Here is a 16173-nt window from a genome sequence, read left to right as displayed (position 1 = left end):
CCGTAGCGAGCGGCAGTACGCCTGAGTTGTTCAGGGCGCTCCTATGCTGGACCGATGGCCCGCATCGACGTCCGGATCACCACTGACGACGGCACCTGCCCCGCGTCCCTCCACCTACCGGATGGCGACGGGCCGTGGCCAGGGGTGCTGCTGTTCCCGGACGCGGGTGGGCTGCGGGATACCAAGCGCGTGATGGCCGACCGGCTCGCGGGGATGGGCTATGTGACGCTGGTGCCGGACGTCTACTACCGCGAGGGGGACTGGAGGCCGTTCGACATCGCGACCGTGTTCACCGACCCCGACGAGCGGGCCCGGCTGGCGGAGTTCATGGGCAACCTCACGCGAGATCGAATCCTCGCGGACGCGGGCGCCTATCTCGAATTCCTGCTGGCGCGTCCCGAGGTCACAGGCGCCGCGGCCGGGACCACGGGCTACTGCATGGGTGGACGGCTGTCGTTGATCACGGCCGGCGCGCACCCGGACAAGGTCGCCGCGGCGGCGTCGTTCCACGGCGGGGGGATCGCCGTGGCGGACGACCCGCAGAGCCCGCACCTCGCGGCCGGCCGTATCACCGCCACCGTGTACGTCGCCGGGGCGGAGGACGACGACCACTTCACCCCGGAGCAGGCGAAGCTGCTCGACGCGGCGCTCACCGACGCGGGCGTGCGCCACACGGTGGAGTTCTACCCGGCGAAGCACGGGTTCGCGGTGCCGGACAACCCCACGTACGACGAGGCCGCCGAGGACCGGCACTGGAAGGCGCTCGAAGCGCTCTACGGGGCCACGCTGCATGCCTGATCCACGCCGCGCCGCACCCACTCGGTGACCCGGCGCGCGGCCTCCACGAGCTCGAGCGTCGTGGTGTCCAGCAGCTCGACGGGCGGGGCGAGGGTCGGCCCGTAACGGCGCAGCCAGTCGTTGAACTCCACCGTCTCGGCGATGCGCGGCTCGTCCCAGCCACGCCAGGCCGGACGCGCCCGCAGTCGGTACCGCAGCGCGTCGGAGTCGGCCACCAGCGCCAGGTAGTGGATCTCCCCGACGAACACCCGCTCGGGACGCCGCTCGAACTGCTCCGGCACGACCGTGCCGACCAGCACGACCGGCCGCCCGTTCTGGTGGATCATCGCGGCCATCCGCAGCCAGATCCGGCGGAAGTCCGCGAAGTCGTCGGCCGGGTCCTGCAGGCCTGCCGTCCACAGCACGTCCTGCTCGACGACGACCGCCACGTCGGCGAGCGCCTGCGGGAGCAGGCGGGCCACCGTCGACTTGCCCGCCCCGCTCGGACCGGTGAGCGCGAACAGCGGCAGGCGCCGGAACGGCTGCCGGTGCCCGCAGTCGCCGCAGATCAGCACCGCCGCGTCGGGTGCGACGACCGGGTTCGTGAACCGGGCGCCGCAGCCGAGGCAGATCTGGAGGTCGACCGGGCGATGCTCGCTCGTCAAGCCTCGCTCAGCCCTGTCTGCTCGCTCGGCAAGCCTCGCTCAGCCGAACAGCTCGTCGAGGAAGCCCTTACGGCGCTTGTGCCCCTTGTGCTGGCCATAGGGCGGCGGGGAGTCACTGTAGTGGCCGCGTTGCTGATGGCCGTACGGGGGCGGGGAGTCGCTGTACTGCCCTCGGTGCCGCTGGTGCGGAGGCGGCGAGTCGGCGTAGTAGGCCTGCTGCCCACCGTGGCCGCCGTAGAAGCTCTGCTCGGCGTTGGCGATCTGCTCGAGCTCGCCGCGGTCGAGGAAGATCCCCCGGCACCCCTGGCACTGCTCGATGTGTACGCCTCGCCGGTCGACGGTATGCATCCGGTTCTGACACTTCGGACAGATCACCCGGCCGAGACTAGCGCGGGTGGTTGCGGAGTGCGCATGTGTGCACCCACAACCACCCGCGGACGGCAGCTCAGAAGTCCATGCCTGCGGAGGGGTCGGCGGGGGCCGGGTTCTTCTCCGGCTTGTCGGCGATGACGGCCTCGGTGGTCAGGAACAGTGCCGCGATGGAGGCGGCGTTCTGCAGCGCGGACCGGGTGACCTTGGCCGGGTCGATGATGCCGGCCTTGATCAGGTCCTTGTACTCGCCGGTGGCCGCGTCCAGACCCTCGCCCGCGGCGAGGCCGCGGACCTTCTCCGCCACGACGCCGCCCTCGAGGCCGGCGTTGATGGCGATCTGCTTGAGCGGTGCCTCCAGCGCGACCTTGACGATGTTCGCGCCGGTGGCCTCGTCACCGTCCAGGCCAAGGCCCTCGAAGAGGCCGGCACCGGCCTGGATCAGGGCGACGCCGCCGCCGGCGACGATGCCCTCCTCGACGGCCGCCTTCGCGTTGCGCACCGCGTCTTCGATGCGGTGCTTGCGCTCCTTGAGCTCGACCTCGGTGGCCGCGCCGGCCTTGATGACCGCGACCCCGCCTGCGAGCTTGGCCAGGCGTTCCTGGAGCTTCTCGCGGTCGTAGTCGGAGTCGGTGCGCTCGATCTCGGAGCGGATCTGGTTGACCCGTCCGGCGATCTGGTCGGCGTCGCCGGCGCCGTCGACGATGGTGGTCTCGTCCTTGGTGACCACCACGCGGCGGGCCCGGCCGAGCAGGCCCAGGCCGGCGTTCTCCAGCTTGAGGCCGACCTTCTCCGAGATGACCTCACCACCGGTGAGGATGGCCATGTCGGCCAGCATCGCCTCCCGGCGATCACCGAAGCCGGGCGCCTTGACCGCCACCGAGGAGAACACGCCCTTCAGCTTGTTCACCAGCAGCGTCGCGAGCGCCTCGGCCTCCACGTCCTCCGCGATCACGACCAGCGGCCTGCCGGCCTGCATCACCTTCTCCAGCACGGGAAGGAGATCGCGCACGTTCGAGATCTTCGATGCCACGAACAGCAGGTAGGGCTCGTCGAGGACCACCTCCATCCGCTCCGCGTCCGTCACGAAGTGCGGGGCGAGGTAGCCCTTGTCGAAGCGCATGCCCTCGGTGAGCTCGAGTTCGAGCCCGAAGGTCTGCGACTCCTCGACGCTGATGACGCCTTCCTTGCCGACCTTGTCCATCGCCTCGGCGATCAGCTCGCCGATGGTCGGGTCGGCCGCGGAGATCGACGCCGTAGCGGCGATCTGCTCCTTGGTCTCGACCTCCTTGGCACTCTTGAGCAGCGCCTCCGAGACGGCCTCGACGGCCTTCTCGATGCCCCGCTTGAGCGCCATCGGGTTCGCACCCGCCGCCACGTTGCGCAGCCCCTCACGCACCAGCGCCTGGGCCAGCACGGTGGTGGTGCCGTCACCGGCGATGTCGTCGGTCTTCTTCGCGACCTCCTTGACCAGCTCGGCCCCGATCTTCTCCCAGGGGTCCTCGAGCTCGATCTCCTTGGCGATCGACACACCATCGTTGGTGATGGTGGGCGCGCCCCACTTCTTCTCCAGCACCACGTTGCGGCCGCGCGGGCCGAGCGTCACCTTGACGGCGTCGGCGAGGGTGTTCATGCCACGCTCGAGCCCGCGGCGCGCCTCCTCGTCGAAAGCGATCTGCTTCGCCACTGCTTCTCCCAAGGCTCCGGGCGGACGGCACCTGCGCCCGCGACGGCTGGACCGAGGTCCCACCGGCGCCGACCACCGATCTGGCACTCGTGCACCACGAGTGCCAGAACCACGATAGCCAAAAACTGCGTGCACGCAAACTTGCGCGCACGCAGTAAGCTGCGGCTCATGGACAGCCTTCGCGAGCGCAAGAAGATCGCCACCCGGGACGCCATCAGCGCGGCGGCGCTGCGGCTCGCACTCGAGAACGGCCCGGAGAACGTGCGCGTCGACAACATCGCCGAGGCCGCCGGGGTGTCGCCCCGGACGTACAACAACTACTTCTCCAGCCGGGAGCAGGCGATCGTCGCCGCGATCTCGGCGGAACGCGCGCTGCGCATCGCTGCCGCGCTGCGGGACCGCCCGGCCGAAGAGGCGCTCGCCGATGCGGTCGTCACGGCCGTCGTGGAGCAGTACGTCGCGGAGGCCGAACCAGGCAGCGACGCGTTCGCGCTGCTCACATCGGCACCGTCGCTGCGCGCCGAGTTCCTCGGCACCGTCGCCGCGATGGAGCAGCCGCTCGCCACCGCGATCGCCGAGCGCGCCGGGATCGATGAGCTGCGGGCCACGGTGCTCGCGGCCGCGGTGTCGGCCGCCGCCCGCGTGGCTGCGGGCCGCTGGCTACGACCGGCAGCGGGTGATCTCGTCGTGGTGCCGGGCACCTCCCTCGCGGACGCGCTGCGCGAGGGGCTCGCGCACGTGGCTCCGGCGCTGGAGGCCGTCAGCGGCCCGTGATCCGCTCGGACAGGTGCACCGTGACCGTCTCGCCCGGCACCTTGCCGAGGGCCCGCTGGAGCTCGCCCTTCACGGGGAGCTTGTGCCTGCCGTCGCCGAGTGCCATGAACGAGCTCTGGAACGGGTGGCCGTCCACGGTGCCGCGGACCTTCACCAGGCCGCGGGTGCCGAAGAACTCGGCCGAGCCGGGCATCACGACGTAGGTCCAGCCGCCCGGGTTCGGGCTCTTCTGCAGGACGGCGCTGAACTCGTGGTCGAGGGTCTGGTTCTCGGTCATCGTTCCTCCTCCGCGGGACGGCAGGAGTGGCCGTCCACAACGGGAACGTCGAGGGTGGCCGCCCGTCCTCGACATGCCCGCCGGATCTTTTTCTACCGGCCCACGACCGCCGTGGCGTGGTCGCCGAACACGAACGGGGACGGCTCGCACTCGGCGATGAAGTCCGCGGGGAACCCGCGCTCGAACTCCACAGCGGCCTCCAGCCGGGCGACCGCCTCTCCGGGCAGGACGAGGTCGAGCGCTTCCAGGTTGTCGGTGAGCTGCCGCACGGAGCTGACCCCGACGAGCGGGTGCACCGCCGCCGACCTGCTGCGCGTCCAGGCGATCGCCACCTGGGCCGGGGTCGCACCCAGCTCACCGGCGACGGCCCGCACGGCATCAGCGGCCGCCTTGTCGCGGGGCGTGAGCGACGCCGGGTCGGCCCGCCGGGAGCCGCCCGCGAGCCGGCCCGACGCGAGCGGCGCCCACGCGGCCACGCTCATCCCGAGCGCCTCCGCCATCGGCAGCAGCTCCCGCTCGATGTCGCGCTGCAGCAGGCTGTAGGGCACCTGCAGGCCGGCGAACGGGGTCCAGTCGCGCCACTGCGCGAGCGTGTTCGCCCGGGCGACCACCCAGGCCGGGGCGTCGGATATCCCGACGTAGAGGATCTTGCCGGCGCGCACGGCGTCGTCGAGCGCGCGCATCGTCTCCTCGAGCGGGGTGTGCCGGTCGAAGACGTGCACCCAGTAGACGTCGATGTAGTCGGTGCGCAGCCGCCGCAGGCTCCGCTCCAGCGAGAGCACGAGGTTCTTGCGGTGGTTGCCCGCCGCATTGGGGTCACGCGCGTCGCGCGACAGCGTGTACTTGGTGGCGAGGACGAACCGGTCGCGCCGCTCGACGACGGAGCCGAGCAGCTCCTCCCCATCGCCGTAGGCCGACGCGGTGTCCAGGACGTTGCCGCCCGCGTCCGCGTAGGCGTCGATGATCCGGCGGGTCTCGCCGGGATCGGTGAGGACCATCGTGCCGAGGAAGAGCTCGGACACCCGCAGGCCGGTCGGGCCGAAGAGCCGGTAGCGCACGCTCAGCCCGCCTTCACGGCGTCGCGCGCCGACATCTGGAACGAGGAGCCGTCGATTCCCCACGACACGATCCGGGTGGGCCGCACCAGGATCCACTCCGGGTCGAAGTCGAAGGGGGCGCCGAGGCGCCGCCCCACCTCCGCACCGCCCGCGAGGCGCGCCTCGGCGAGCCCGCGCACCTCGACCCCGCGCGGGGTCCACGGGTCGACGCTCGCGAGGTCGTCGACGACCAGCGCGGCAACGCCGGTCGCCGCCACGTCCCTGAACTTCTTGCTGGTGCCCATCCCGCTGCCGACGACGCCGCCGACGACCAGCTCGTCGGTGTCGGGGTCCAGGAAGATCCCGACCGGCTTGACCTGCGGCCGTCCGTCCGCGCCCACCGTCGCGAGCCGGGCGAGCGGCTGGCTGCGCAGGTACTCGATCTCTGCTGTCGTGAAAATGCTCATGGCCACGAGCCTCTGCTCGTCGGTGAACGTCAGGGAGACCGCGCCAGGGACCCCCTACTCTCGGAAGGGTGACCGACAACGCGCTCGGCGCCTTCCTGCGCGCCCGGCGGGAGGCGATCAGGCCCGGCGACCTGGGTTTCCCGACCGGCTCCCGCCGCCGCACACCCGGGCTGCGCCGCGAAGAGCTGGCATCGCGCGCGGCCATCAGCGTCGAGTACCTCACCCGCCTGGAGCGCGGCAGCGACCGCCGCCCGTCCGCGCAGGTGATCGGGGCGCTCGCCGACGCGCTCGATCTCTCCCCCGACGAGCGGGTCCACGTGTACCGCATGGTGAAGGTGGTCTCCGGCGAGGTGTGCGCGCAGGCGCAGCCGCCGTCGCGGACCGTGCGCCCCACCGTGCTGGCCCTGCTCGACCGGCTCGAGCCCACCCCGTCGCTGGTCGTCGCCCCGCACGGCGACGTGCTCGCCTGCACGGAGGGCTTCCGCCGGCTCGCCGCGCCGATCGGGCTGTTCGACGCCACCGAGCCGAACCTGGTGCGCTTCGTCTTCGGCGACGCGCGGGCACGCACGGCGTTCCCCGAGTGGGAGCGCGTGGCGAACGAGCGCGCCGCCGCACTGCGATCCGCCGCCGATCTCGGCGACCGCACGGCCGCGGCGCTCGCCGACGAGCTGTCGATCACCGAGGGCGCCGAGTTCGCCCGCCGGTTCACCGCAGGCGGCGCGCTCCCGCCGTGGACGGGCGTCGAGGCGTGGGAGCACCCGACGGTGGGCCCGCTGCGCCTGGCGTTCGAGAGCCTCCCCCTCCCCGGGCCGGAGGAGCAGCGCCTGGTCGCCTACCTGCCGGCCGACGCCGCCAGCTCCGAGGCGCTCGCCGCGCTCGAGGAACCGGCGCCAGCACTAGTCAACTGAACCGCTGCTCCAGGCGGAACGCCACCTCCTCCCCCGCCCGGTCCTTGCCGATCAGCTTGCACAGCGCCGCCCGGACCGGCAGCCAGTGCGGGCCCTCACCCGAGGGCATGAGGGTGGCGGTGAAGGGGTGGCCGTCGATCGTGCCGCCCACCTTGACGGCGCGCCGGGTACCGAGCAGCTCCGCGGAGCCGGGGACCGTCACATAGGTCGGGAAGGAGCCGTCCTTCTCCAGAGGGGCGGTGAACGAGTGGTCGAGGTGCGTCATGACAAGGGAGTCGCACGGCACGGCCCGGATTCATCGGTGCGCGGCGAACCAGGCGATCCAGCGCCGCTGACCAGGGGTCTCCACCGCGCGCCGCCGGTAGTGGCTCCGGGTCCAGGCCACGGCGTCCTCCGCGGGGTGCCCGGCGAGCACGGCCATGCAGGCGACCACCGTGCCGGTGCGCCCCGTGCCCCCGTGGCAGGCGACCTCGACCCGCTCCCCCGACCGCGCCCGGCGATAGGCCTCGACGATCTGCGCGGCGGCCGCGCCGGCATCGCGCGGGGTGCGGAAGTCGGGCCAGTCGATCCAGGCCGCTGGCCACTCGGGCCGCCACGGCGCGCGCCGCCCCGGCAACCCGGGATAGAGGCCGAACTCGGGGAGTGGCCCGTCGGGGAACGGCTCGCGACGGCCGCGGCCGCGCACGAGCGTGCCGTCGGGCAGCGCGATGGCACCGGAGAGCGGCCCGCTCATGCCGCCTCCTCCGCCATCGCACCCACGAGGCGCAGCAGCTCGACGTTCGCCTCGACCGAGCCCACGACGATCACCTTGAGCCGGTCGCGCTCCGGCTCGTGCACGACGTCCACATGGGGTGCCTGCGCTGGCCTCGGCAGACCGGCGATGAAGGTGGCCAGCCGTTCCGCGGCGGCGGCGCCGATGCCGTCGATGTCGACGACGCTGGTCACCCCGACCTGCCGCGAGCCGCCGGCGCGATCGCCGGTGAGCGCCCGCAGATCGGCGTGGGAGACGCGGTACTGCTTGCCGATGCGCACCGCGCCGAGCCGCCCGTCCCGCACGTAGTTGCGCACGGTGCGGACGTGCAGGCCGAGCCGATCGGCAACGTCGTCCAGGGTGTACCACTCACTCATGTTCCCCATCCTTCCCCATTGAGGGATAGATAGGTCAGGTTAGGTGCCCTCGTCGTTGCATCAGCGCCGTTCCCGCGGCGCCGGCGAGCCCCACGGCGATCAGCGCCACCGGGGCCGCCGCCCGCCAGCCGGGCCCGCCGAGGTCGAGCAGCGCACCTGCCGCGGCCGAGACCGCGGCGGCCACCAGTGCGGACACCAGGTAGTAGAAGCCGTAGTACGTACCGATGAGCCGCTCGCTGCCCACCACCGGCATCAGCTGCATCGTGAACGGATTGGCCAGCGCGATCCCGAACGTGAACACCATCGCGCCTGCGAGCACCGGTAGCGCGGCGGCCGGAACGAGGCCGGTCGCCGTCGGCAGCAGCGGCGCGGAGACGGCAACCGGCACGAAGCCGGCGCCCATCAGCGCGAGCCCCACCGCCACGCAGGTGCCGGGTGGCCAGCGGCGCCCGGCCCACGCGGCGACCCGCACGTACAGCACGATCCCGGTGACCGTGGACACCGCGAAGAGCACGCCGACGACGGCCGGCGTGCCGGTGACCCGCTGTGCCTCGAGCGGGAGGACCAGGTAGACCTGGTTGTAGAGGGCGAGATGGGCCGAGCCGCAGAAGGTGAAGGCCACGAACCGGCGGTTCCGCACCACCGTGCCCCAGCTGCCGAGCACGCCCTCGGTGTGGGTCTCGACCGGGTGCGCGGGCAGCACCAGCACCTGCGCCACGGTGAGCAGCAAGAACGTCACGCACGCGACGGCGGCGACCAGCCGGAAGTCCACGGCGAGCAGGGCGGCCCCCAGCAGCGGGCCTGCGAACGCCCCCGCATCGGCCGCCGTGTTGAACACGGCGAACGCGCCCGCGCGCTCCTCGCCCGCCTCCCGGCTCAGGTACGCGCGGACCGCGGGGTTGAACAGCGCCCCGGCGAACCCCGTGAGCACCGCGGCGGACACGATCCCGACCGGCGAGGTGACGAGCGCGAACAGCCCGAACGCGAGCACGCGCAGCGCGCAGCCCAACACGATCACCGGCCGGGCGCCCAGCCGGTCGGCCGCCGTGCCGCCGACGAGGAAGAGCCCCTGCTGCGAGAGGGTCCGCACCCCGAGCACCACACCGACCAGCGCCGCGGCGTAGCCGAGGTCGTCGACGAGGTAGGTCGCGAGGAACGGCACGACCATGTAGAAGCCGACGTTGATCCCGAACTGGTTGACCACGAGCAGCCGGGCTGCCGGCGTGAGGGCTCGGAACTGCGCGCGGACGGACGGGGCAGTCACGCGACTGGCGCGTCCAGCGGCAGCTCGAAGTGCACGGTCGCGAACCGCGGGTCGCTCTCCTCGCCCCGGTCGTCGCGGATCTCGACGACCGGAAGGGACCGCCAGAACGGCTCGGCGGCCGGCACCCTGGTGTTGGTGTGCAGGTAGATCACCCGGAAGCCGCCGTCGGCGCGGACGAACTCATGGCACGCGGCCACGAGCCGGCGGGCGAGGCCGTGGCGGCGGTGCTCTGGCAGCGTCGCGACCCGCAGCAGCTGCGCAACCGCCTGCCGGTCGGCGTAGCGGCGGCCGAGCTCGGGCGGGTGCGGCGGCACGTTCGGCCCGCCGATCCGGATGGCCGCCGTGGAGACCACCGTGCCGGTGAGGTCGACTGCGACGAACATCGCCTGCCGCGGGTTGTCCACATAGGTCTCGACGGGCCGGTCGAGGTCCCAGTGCCACTGCGGCTGGTAGCCGTAGCCGAGGTCGGCCTCGGCGGTGTGCAGGACGACGGTGCGGGCGCCGTCGAGGTCCTTCACGGTCGTGGCGCGACGGATCGCGTAGTCGGTCACGGAGTCCTCTCTTCTCAACCGGCGACGACGGCGGTCAGCGGATCGGTCGGGTAGGCGGCCAGCAGGGCCCTGGTCCGGGAGTGCGCCGCGTCGCTGCGCAGGCGGGCGACCGGGAGGTCCTCGACGAGCCGCCCGCCGTCGAGCACGGCGATGCGGTCGCACAGCCGCTCCAGCACGTGCAGGTCGTGGGAGACGACGAGTGCCGCCATGCCGTGCTCGGCCACCACCTGCGAGAGCACGCGGATCAGCTCGGCCTGCAGCGTGACGTCGAGTGCGGACGCGGGCTCGTCGGCCACGAGCACCCGAGGCCGCACGGCGAGCGCGCGGGCGATCGCCACCCGCTGGCACTGTCCGGTGGACAGCGCGTTCGGGCGGCGATCGGCCAGCCCGTCGAGCCCCACCGCGGCGAGCAGCTCGCGGGCGCGGGCCCGCCGGGTGGCCCTGGTGCCGATCCGGTGGAAGTCGAGCGGGTCGGCGACGAGCTGGGCGGCCGTCCGCCACGGGTTGAGCGACGCGCGGGGGTCCTGCGGCACCAGCTGCACAGCGCGGCGCACCGCCCGCCACCCCTGGGTCGCCGGATCGATGCCGGCGAGCCGCAGCTCACCCGCGTCCGGGCGCTCGAGGCCGAGCAGGCACCGCAGCAGGGTGGTCTTGCCGCCGCCGCTGCGTCCCGCGATGCCCACCACCTCGCCGTCGCCGACGTCGAGGTCGAGCCCGTCCAACACCGGCGTGCCGGCGTAGGACTTGGTCAGGCCCCGGACGCGGATCACGACGGCACCGCCCACAGGCGGACCGGAGCGGCGCGCCGGCAGCGCCCACGGCACGTCACGCACCAGGGAACGGGTCGTCTCGTGGACCGGGTCGCCGAGCACCCGGGCCGGCGAGCCCTGCTCGACGATCCGGCCGCGGTGCAGCACCACCACCCGGTCGGCGAGCGCGGCCGCCACCGTCACGTCGTGGGTGACGAGCACGACGGCGGTACCGGCGGCGGCCCGCTCGCGCAGCCGGGTCACCAGCTCCTCGCGGGCCGGGCCGTCGAGCGCGGTGGTCGGTTCGTCGGCCAGCACCACCCTCGGCCCGCCCGCCACCGCGAGCCCGAACCCGACGCGCTGCGCCATACCGCCGGAGAGCTCGAAGGCACGCCGGGCCGCCACCGGCGCGGGGTCGGCGAACCCGCTCGCCCGCAGCAGCGGTTCCACCTGCGCCCGATCGCCGCCCACCTCGGTGAGCAGGGAACCGACCCGCCGCAGCGGGGTGAGCGCGAGCGCAGGGTCCTGGAACACCATGCCGATCTCCCGGCCGCGGGCCCTCCGCCACGCCCCGGGCGCGGTCAGGTCGAGCCGTCCCGCGTCGGTCTGCAGGGCGAGCTCGCCCACCCGCACCCGTCCCGGGGCCGGGACCAAGCCGAGCAGGGCGCGCAGCAGCGTCGATTTCCCGGATCCGCTCCCGCCGAGCACGACGACCGCTTCACCTGCGTGGACGTCCAGGTCGACGCCGTCGAGGACGGTCCGGCTGGCGTAGGCGACGGTGAGCCCGCGGACCGACAGCACGGCCGTCACGACGTCACCGCCTGCCCGGACCGGTCGAGCACGTCGCGCAGGCCCTCGCCGACGCAGGTCAGCGCGAACACCGTGACCAGCACCGCGAGGCCGGGCCCCAGTACGAGGTGCGGGCTCGACAGCGCGGCCCCGCGCGCCTCGGCGAGCATCGCGCCCCACTCGGCGGCGGGCGGTTGCGCCCCCATGCCGAGGAACGACAGGCCGGCGACGGTCGCGATCAACTGCCCGGCCTCCACGGCGGTGAGCACTGCCAGTGGCCCGATCAGGCGCGGTCCGACCTCGGTGCGCAGCAGGTGGGCGCGATCGGCGCCGAGCGCGCGTGCGGTCACGGCCGACGGCTCGGCGAGTGCCGACCGCACCAGCGACCGGGTCAACCGGGCGAACGGCGCCCACCACACGAGCAGCGCGCCACCGAGCACGGCCGAGAGCGACGGGCCGCGCAGCCCGACGAACGCGAGGATGACGATCACGGCGGGGAATGCGACGACCCCGTCGATGAGCCGGCGCCCCATGTCGTCCAGCCGGGGCCCCGCGAGGCCGACGACGATGCCGACCGCGGCCCCGATGGCGATCACCGCGAGCATGGTGGTGCCGGTCTGCAGCAGGGTGTTCTGCCCACCGTGCAGCACGCGGGATGCGGTGTCGCGGCCGAACCGGTCGGTGCCGAGCCAGTGCTCGCCGTCCGGCCGGGCCGACCGTGGACCCACTCCCTGGGCGACCGGGTCGAACGGGGCCAGCCACGGCGCGGCGAGCGTGGCGAGCACGACGATCGAGAGCAGGACGACGCCCGCGGTGAGCAGGCCGCGTCCTCGGCCTGCGACCGGCAAGCGGCGCAGACCGATGTTCAGCGACACCCCCGTCACGCTCACGCCACCGCCTCCGCCCGGACGTCCTGCCGAGGGTCGACGAGCCGGCCCGCGAGGTCGACGCCGCGGTTGACCAGCACCACGAGCGCGGTGGCCAGAACAACGTAGGCCTGCACGACCGGGTAGTCCTGCGCCGCGATCGCGTCCACGGCGAACAACCCGACCCCCGGCCACGTGAACACGGCCTCTGTGATGATCGAGCCGGTGACGAGCGAGGCGAAGGCGAGCCCGCCGAGGATCAGCACGGGGCCGAGCGCAGGACGCAGGACGTGGCGCAGCAGCGTGCGGCCGTGCGAGGCGCCGCGGGCGAGCGCCGCCACGGCGTAGATCCGGCCGCGCTCGGCCACGAGCGAGGCGCGCAGCACCCGCGACATGGTCGGCGTGACCGCGATGCCGAGTACGAGCGCGGGCAGCCAGATCCGGTCGAGGCTGGCCGGGCCCGCGATCCGGTAGCCGGTGGTGCCGGTCGCGACCTGCAGGGCGAGCGTGCCGAGCAGGAACGACGGCACCGCGACCGTTGCGAGGGTCACCAGCCGCACGACCTGGTCCACCGCCCCGCCCGGGCGGCGGGTCGCCAGCAGCGCGAGCCCCGCGGCGAGCAGCACGGCCACGCCGAAGCCCACCGTGCCGAGCGCGAGACTCGCGGGCAGCCGGTCGAGCATCTCGCCGAGCACCGGCTGCCCGGTGCGATAGGAGGTGCCCCAGTCGCCGCTGACCATGCGCGCGAGCCAGCGCGCGTACTGCTCGGGCAGCGACCGGTCGAGGCCGAGCTCGGCGAGCCGCTCGGCCCGGATCCGGTCCTCGTCATCCTGGCTCAGCGAGATCCCGCCGGACTCACCGAGCTGCACGTCGACCGGGTCGCCGGGAGCGGACCGGACCATCGCGAACACGACGATCGAGGCCACCAGCAGCATGCCGACGGTGCCCACGATCGCTCGGATTGCGGCGCGCAACTCACCCACCCAGCGTGATGCCGGGCTGCACGAGGTTCTCGTACTGCAGCGGGTGCGGGACGAAGCCGCCGACCCGGTCGGCCACGGCCGTGGCCTGCGGGCGCGGGTGTACCGGGACGGCCGGGACGACCTCGGCCTGCACCGCGTTGAGCTCCAGCACGGCTGCGGTGCGCGCCTGCTCGTCTGCGGCCGTGTTCGCGAGTTCGACCAGCGCGGCGACCTGCGGCAGGTCGTAGTGGCCGTAGTTGCCAGAACCGCCGGGCGAGAGCTGCACGGAGAAGAGGCTCGGCACGTTGCCCAGCGTGGTGAACGCCGCGGTCTGCGCGTCCCAGTCGCCGCGTTCCCTCGCCTGCTGCACCAGCGTGTTGTCGACGTAGGACAGGTCCACGTCCGCCCCGAGCGCGTCCCACTGGGCCTGCAGCACCTCGCCGGTGGGGCCTTCGCTCCCCCAGGTCTGGAGGCGGAACGCCAGCGGAATGCCGTCCTTCGCGCGCCGGCCGTCCGGTCCGCGGACCCAGCCGGCCTCGTCGAGCAACCGGCCCGCGAAGTCGGGGTCGTAGCGGGTGAAGCCCTGCTGGTCGGCCTGGGGATACGCGGGGTTGGACGCGAGCCAGCTCGGCGCGGGCTCGGTGAGCCCCTCGCCTGCGATCTCCGCGACCGCATCGCGGTCGACGCCCCACGCGAGCGCCTGCCGGACCCGCTGGTCGGCCAGCACCGGCGAGGCCGGGTTCAGGTACACCGCCACCGTGTTGGCCGCGGGCGCGCCGACGAGCGTCAGGCCGTCCGCCGCCCGCAGCTCGGGCACCGCGGAGCTGGGCAGCAGGTCGACGACGTCGGCCTGCCCGGCCAGTGCGATCTGCGCCCGCGCCTCCGGGTCGGCCACCTGCTGCACGGTGATCGTCTCGACCGTCGGTGCCTGGCCCCACCAGTTCGGGTTGCGCTGCAGCGTCAGCTCGCGTTCCGCGTCGAACCCGGTGACGCGGAAGGGACCGGTGAAGTCGGCGTCGGCCGGGCCCGCCGGGCCGGTCAGCGCCCGGTATGCCGCCACGTTGTGGATCTGCAGCTCGTAGTGGGAGAGCGTGTAGTCCAGGAACGGCGCGGGTCCGGTGCTGCGGACGGTGAGGGTGCGCGGGTCGACCACCGAGACCGTCAGCCCATCCAGCAGGTCACCCGCGAGCTCGTTCTCCGTGGCGGAGCGCTCCAGCGACGCCCGCACGGCCTCGGCGTCCACCGGCGCTCCGCTCTGGAACCGCGTGCCCTCGCGGAGCACCACGGTCCAGGTGTCGGGGGCGGTCTGCTCGATCGACGCGGCCAGCTCGGGCGCCACGGTGCCGTCGGGCTGGATCTTCGCGAGGGACTCGCCGACCCCGTACGAACGCAGGTAGCTCGTGGTCAGCGCCTCAGCAGGATCGAGAGTGGCGTTGATCTTGGCGACGGCGAGCGTGAGCTGGCCGGCCGCCGCTCCTCCGCCACCGCCGCCGCAGGCGGTGACGGCCACCAGCAGGGTGGCAACGATCGCGGTCAGGGTCCGGCGCACGCGCACGCTCCTCGGGGCGAGCCAGGGGATGGTCGACCGGGAGCGTAAGTGAATACGATTACCATTCTCCAGTCGTTCTGATCACATCGTCGTTTCTGCATCTAACTGGTTAGTGCAATTGATGTGCAACACTGCCGCCGTGCACGCTCCGACCCGCTCCGTCCTGCGCGATGCGGCGTTCCTACGGCTGTGGACCGGCACCACCGCGTCCGGCCTCGCCACGTGGGCGTTTCCGTTCCTGCTCGGGCTCTCCGTCCTCGACGGCTCGCTCGACGCGGCAGGCCTCGGCATCGCGTTGGCCGCCCGGACGGTCGGGTTCCTCGCCGCGGTCCCGGCCGCGGGCGTGCTGGCCGACCGGTACCCGCGGCGCACCGTCGTCGCCTGGTCCGCCACCGCCGCGGCCGTGGCCAGTCCGGTCGCCGCGGCGGGCCTCGGCACGTCGACGCTCGTGCTCGCGCTCGCCGCCGCCGTCGTCGGGGCGGGGCAGGGCGCCTGCCGGCCGGCCTTCCAGGCGCTCACCGCCGAGGTCGTCGATCCCGACCACCGCCAGCAGGCCAACGCCGCCATCACGATCGCGGTCCGGGTCAGCGTCCTGGTCGCGCCGTCGCTGGCGGCGCTGCTCGCCCTCGTCGTCGACGTCGGCGCGCTCGTCGCGGGCACCGCGCCCTCTGGCTCGTCGCGGCCCTGCTGCCGCCACGGGGAGCCGCCGCAGGCGCGCCGGGCCGGAGCGCGTTCTTCCGGGAGTTCGCCGACGGCATGGCCGAGTCCCGGCGCCACCCGTGGTTCCTCGCGGGCCTGGCAGCCCTGACCGCCGTGATCGCCACCGGCTACTCCGCCACCAGCGTCGCGCTCCCCCTGATCTCCCGCGACCGCTACGGCACCGAGGCCGTCCTCGCCGCCGCCACCACCGGGTACGCCCTCGGCGCGCTGGCCGGTGCGTTCCTCGTGGCGCGCTGGCGGCCGGCCGCACCGGGCTGGGCGGCGCTCGGCGGTCTGGCGCTCTACGCGCTCGCCCCGCTCTCGCTGCTGCTCCCCGTGCCGGCGGCGGTGGTCGTCGCCGCCTACGTCGTCACCGGGATCGGCATCGAGCTGTTCAACGTCCCATGGTTCACCGCGACCCAGCGCGAGGTCGACCCGAAGCTGCTCGCCCGGGTGTCGAGCGTCGACTTCCTGCTGTCCTACGGCCTCGCCCCGCTCGGCCTGGCGCTCATCGCGCCCGCGATCGCAGCGTTCGGCGCCGGGCCGGTCCTGCTCGCCTGCGCCGTCGTCTGCCTCGCCGCCCCCGGCGCGGCGATGCTCGTGCCGGGCACGCGCACCTTCTCCCGTCCCCTATGAGACAGAGGGCTGATACTGC

General features: G+C 73.5%; 18 protein-coding genes and 1 pseudogene. 4 read left to right on the top strand and 15 right to left on the bottom strand.

The window, feature by feature from the left end:
- The first annotated feature begins 54 nt into the window (after nt 1–54).
- Entirely contained in the window at nt 55–798 is a 744-nt protein-coding gene (locus K1T35_RS01195) for a dienelactone hydrolase family protein (RefSeq protein WP_220258351.1), read from the top strand.
- Here K1T35_RS01195 and K1T35_RS01190 read toward each other — a convergent pair.
- From K1T35_RS01190 to groL, 3 genes are all read right to left on the bottom strand, one after another.
- Nucleotides 774–1442: an AAA family ATPase gene (locus K1T35_RS01190; protein ID WP_220258350.1), complete on the bottom strand. Its 669-nt coding sequence runs from the start codon at nt 1440–1442 to the stop codon at nt 774–776. The two genes, K1T35_RS01195 and K1T35_RS01190, sit on opposite strands and share 25 nt — an antisense overlap.
- A gap of 39 nt (nt 1443–1481) precedes the next feature.
- A complete protein-coding gene (locus K1T35_RS01185; protein WP_220258349.1) occupies nt 1482–1817 on the bottom strand; it encodes a zf-TFIIB domain-containing protein in 336 nt (111 codons plus the stop codon).
- 70 nt (nt 1818–1887) lie between these two features.
- Nucleotides 1888–3498: a chaperonin GroEL gene (gene groL / locus K1T35_RS01180; RefSeq protein WP_220258348.1), complete on the bottom strand. Its 1611-nt coding sequence runs from the start codon at nt 3496–3498 to the stop codon at nt 1888–1890.
- A 168-nt stretch (nt 3499–3666) separates the two neighbouring features.
- Between groL and K1T35_RS01175 the strand changes: the two genes are divergently transcribed.
- Nucleotides 3667–4272: a TetR/AcrR family transcriptional regulator gene (locus K1T35_RS01175; RefSeq protein WP_220258347.1), complete on the top strand. Its 606-nt coding sequence runs from the start codon at nt 3667–3669 to the stop codon at nt 4270–4272.
- Here K1T35_RS01175 and K1T35_RS01170 read toward each other — a convergent pair.
- The 3 genes from K1T35_RS01170 to K1T35_RS01160 all read right to left on the bottom strand — a co-directional run bounded on the left by K1T35_RS01170 (nt 4259) and on the right by K1T35_RS01160 (nt 6053).
- Nucleotides 4259–4549, bottom strand: a complete 291-nt coding sequence (locus tag K1T35_RS01170; protein WP_220258346.1) for a DUF1905 domain-containing protein — start codon at nt 4547–4549, stop codon at nt 4259–4261. The genes K1T35_RS01175 and K1T35_RS01170 overlap by 14 nt on opposite strands.
- A 92-nt stretch (nt 4550–4641) precedes the next feature.
- Complete coding sequence (locus K1T35_RS01165; protein ID WP_255621460.1) at nt 4642–5607, bottom strand: aldo/keto reductase; 966 nt, start codon at nt 5605–5607, stop codon at nt 4642–4644.
- 2 nt (nt 5608–5609) lie between these two features.
- Nucleotides 5610–6053: a PPOX class F420-dependent oxidoreductase gene (locus tag K1T35_RS01160; RefSeq protein ID WP_220258345.1), complete on the bottom strand. Its 444-nt coding sequence runs from the start codon at nt 6051–6053 to the stop codon at nt 5610–5612.
- Between the two features lie 68 nt (nt 6054–6121).
- On the opposite strand from K1T35_RS01160, the gene K1T35_RS01155 reads away from it, so the two are divergent.
- Nucleotides 6122–6961 carry a helix-turn-helix domain-containing protein gene (locus K1T35_RS01155; protein ID WP_220258344.1) on the top strand — a complete coding sequence of 280 codons (840 nt, stop codon included), beginning with the start codon at nt 6122–6124 and terminating at the stop codon, nt 6959–6961.
- Here the strand turns inward: K1T35_RS01155 and K1T35_RS01150 are convergent.
- Genes K1T35_RS01150 through K1T35_RS01110 form a run of 9 tightly spaced genes read right to left on the bottom strand, consistent with a single transcriptional unit; the run spans nt 6954 to nt 14819 of the window.
- On the bottom strand, nt 6954–7226 hold the full coding sequence (locus K1T35_RS01150; protein WP_220258343.1) for a DUF1905 domain-containing protein: 273 nt from the start codon (nt 7224–7226) through the stop codon (nt 6954–6956). The genes K1T35_RS01155 and K1T35_RS01150 overlap by 8 nt on opposite strands.
- Before the next feature lie 30 nt (nt 7227–7256).
- Entirely contained in the window at nt 7257–7694 is a 438-nt protein-coding gene (locus tag K1T35_RS01145) for a protein-tyrosine phosphatase family protein (protein ID WP_220258342.1), read from the bottom strand.
- Nucleotides 7691–8089: a helix-turn-helix domain-containing protein gene (locus tag K1T35_RS01140; protein ID WP_220258341.1), complete on the bottom strand. Its 399-nt coding sequence runs from the start codon at nt 8087–8089 to the stop codon at nt 7691–7693. Before K1T35_RS01140 ends, K1T35_RS01145 begins: the two co-directional genes overlap by 4 nt.
- Nucleotides 8090–8123: 34 nt before the next feature.
- On the bottom strand, nt 8124–9353 hold the full coding sequence (locus K1T35_RS01135) for an MFS transporter (RefSeq protein WP_220258340.1): 1230 nt from the start codon (nt 9351–9353) through the stop codon (nt 8124–8126).
- Complete coding sequence (locus tag K1T35_RS01130; RefSeq protein ID WP_255621458.1) at nt 9350–9904, bottom strand: GNAT family N-acetyltransferase; 555 nt, start codon at nt 9902–9904, stop codon at nt 9350–9352. The genes K1T35_RS01135 and K1T35_RS01130 overlap by 4 nt, the downstream gene beginning before the upstream one ends.
- Before the next feature lie 14 nt (nt 9905–9918).
- On the bottom strand, nt 9919–11463 hold the full coding sequence (locus tag K1T35_RS01125; protein WP_220258338.1) for an ABC transporter ATP-binding protein: 1545 nt from the start codon (nt 11461–11463) through the stop codon (nt 9919–9921).
- A complete protein-coding gene (locus tag K1T35_RS01120) occupies nt 11460–12332 on the bottom strand; it encodes an ABC transporter permease (RefSeq protein ID WP_220258337.1) in 873 nt (290 codons plus the stop codon). The genes K1T35_RS01125 and K1T35_RS01120 overlap by 4 nt, the downstream gene beginning before the upstream one ends.
- Nucleotides 12329–13282, bottom strand: a complete 954-nt coding sequence (locus K1T35_RS01115; protein ID WP_220258336.1) for an ABC transporter permease — start codon at nt 13280–13282, stop codon at nt 12329–12331. The genes K1T35_RS01120 and K1T35_RS01115 overlap by 4 nt, the downstream gene beginning before the upstream one ends.
- Nucleotide 13283: 1 nt before the next feature.
- Entirely contained in the window at nt 13284–14819 is a 1536-nt protein-coding gene (locus K1T35_RS01110; RefSeq protein WP_220258335.1) for an ABC transporter substrate-binding protein, read from the bottom strand.
- A gap of 121 nt (nt 14820–14940) precedes the next feature.
- Between K1T35_RS01110 and K1T35_RS01105 the strand changes: the two are divergent.
- A pseudogene (locus tag K1T35_RS01105) lies at nt 14941–16154 on the top strand (MFS transporter).
- The last annotated feature ends 19 nt before the right edge of the window (nt 16155–16173 follow it).

Origin of the sequence: Pseudonocardia sp. DSM 110487 (genome assembly GCF_019468565.1) — a bacterium.
Classification (GTDB): Bacteria; Actinomycetota; Actinomycetes; order Mycobacteriales; family Pseudonocardiaceae; genus Pseudonocardia.
Note: the sequence above shows the minus strand (reverse complement) of the source record. Positions and strands in the feature narration are given on the sequence as shown.

Coding starts and splice junctions, on each gene's coding strand:
- K1T35_RS01140 (WP_220258341.1), bottom strand. CDS start 8,089: ATGAGTGAGTGGTACACCCTGGACGACGTTGCCGATCGGCTCGGCCTG.
- K1T35_RS01160 (WP_220258345.1), bottom strand. CDS start 6,053: ATGAGCATTTTCACGACAGCAGAGATCGAGTACCTGCGCAGCCAGCCG.
- K1T35_RS01175 (WP_220258347.1), top strand. CDS start 3,667: ATGGACAGCCTTCGCGAGCGCAAGAAGATCGCCACCCGGGACGCCATC.
- K1T35_RS01145 (WP_220258342.1), bottom strand. CDS start 7,694: ATGAGCGGGCCGCTCTCCGGTGCCATCGCGCTGCCCGACGGCACGCTC.
- K1T35_RS01170 (WP_220258346.1), bottom strand. CDS start 4,549: ATGACCGAGAACCAGACCCTCGACCACGAGTTCAGCGCCGTCCTGCAG.
- K1T35_RS01150 (WP_220258343.1), bottom strand. CDS start 7,226: ATGACGCACCTCGACCACTCGTTCACCGCCCCTCTGGAGAAGGACGGC.
- K1T35_RS01195 (WP_220258351.1), top strand. CDS start 55: ATGGCCCGCATCGACGTCCGGATCACCACTGACGACGGCACCTGCCCC.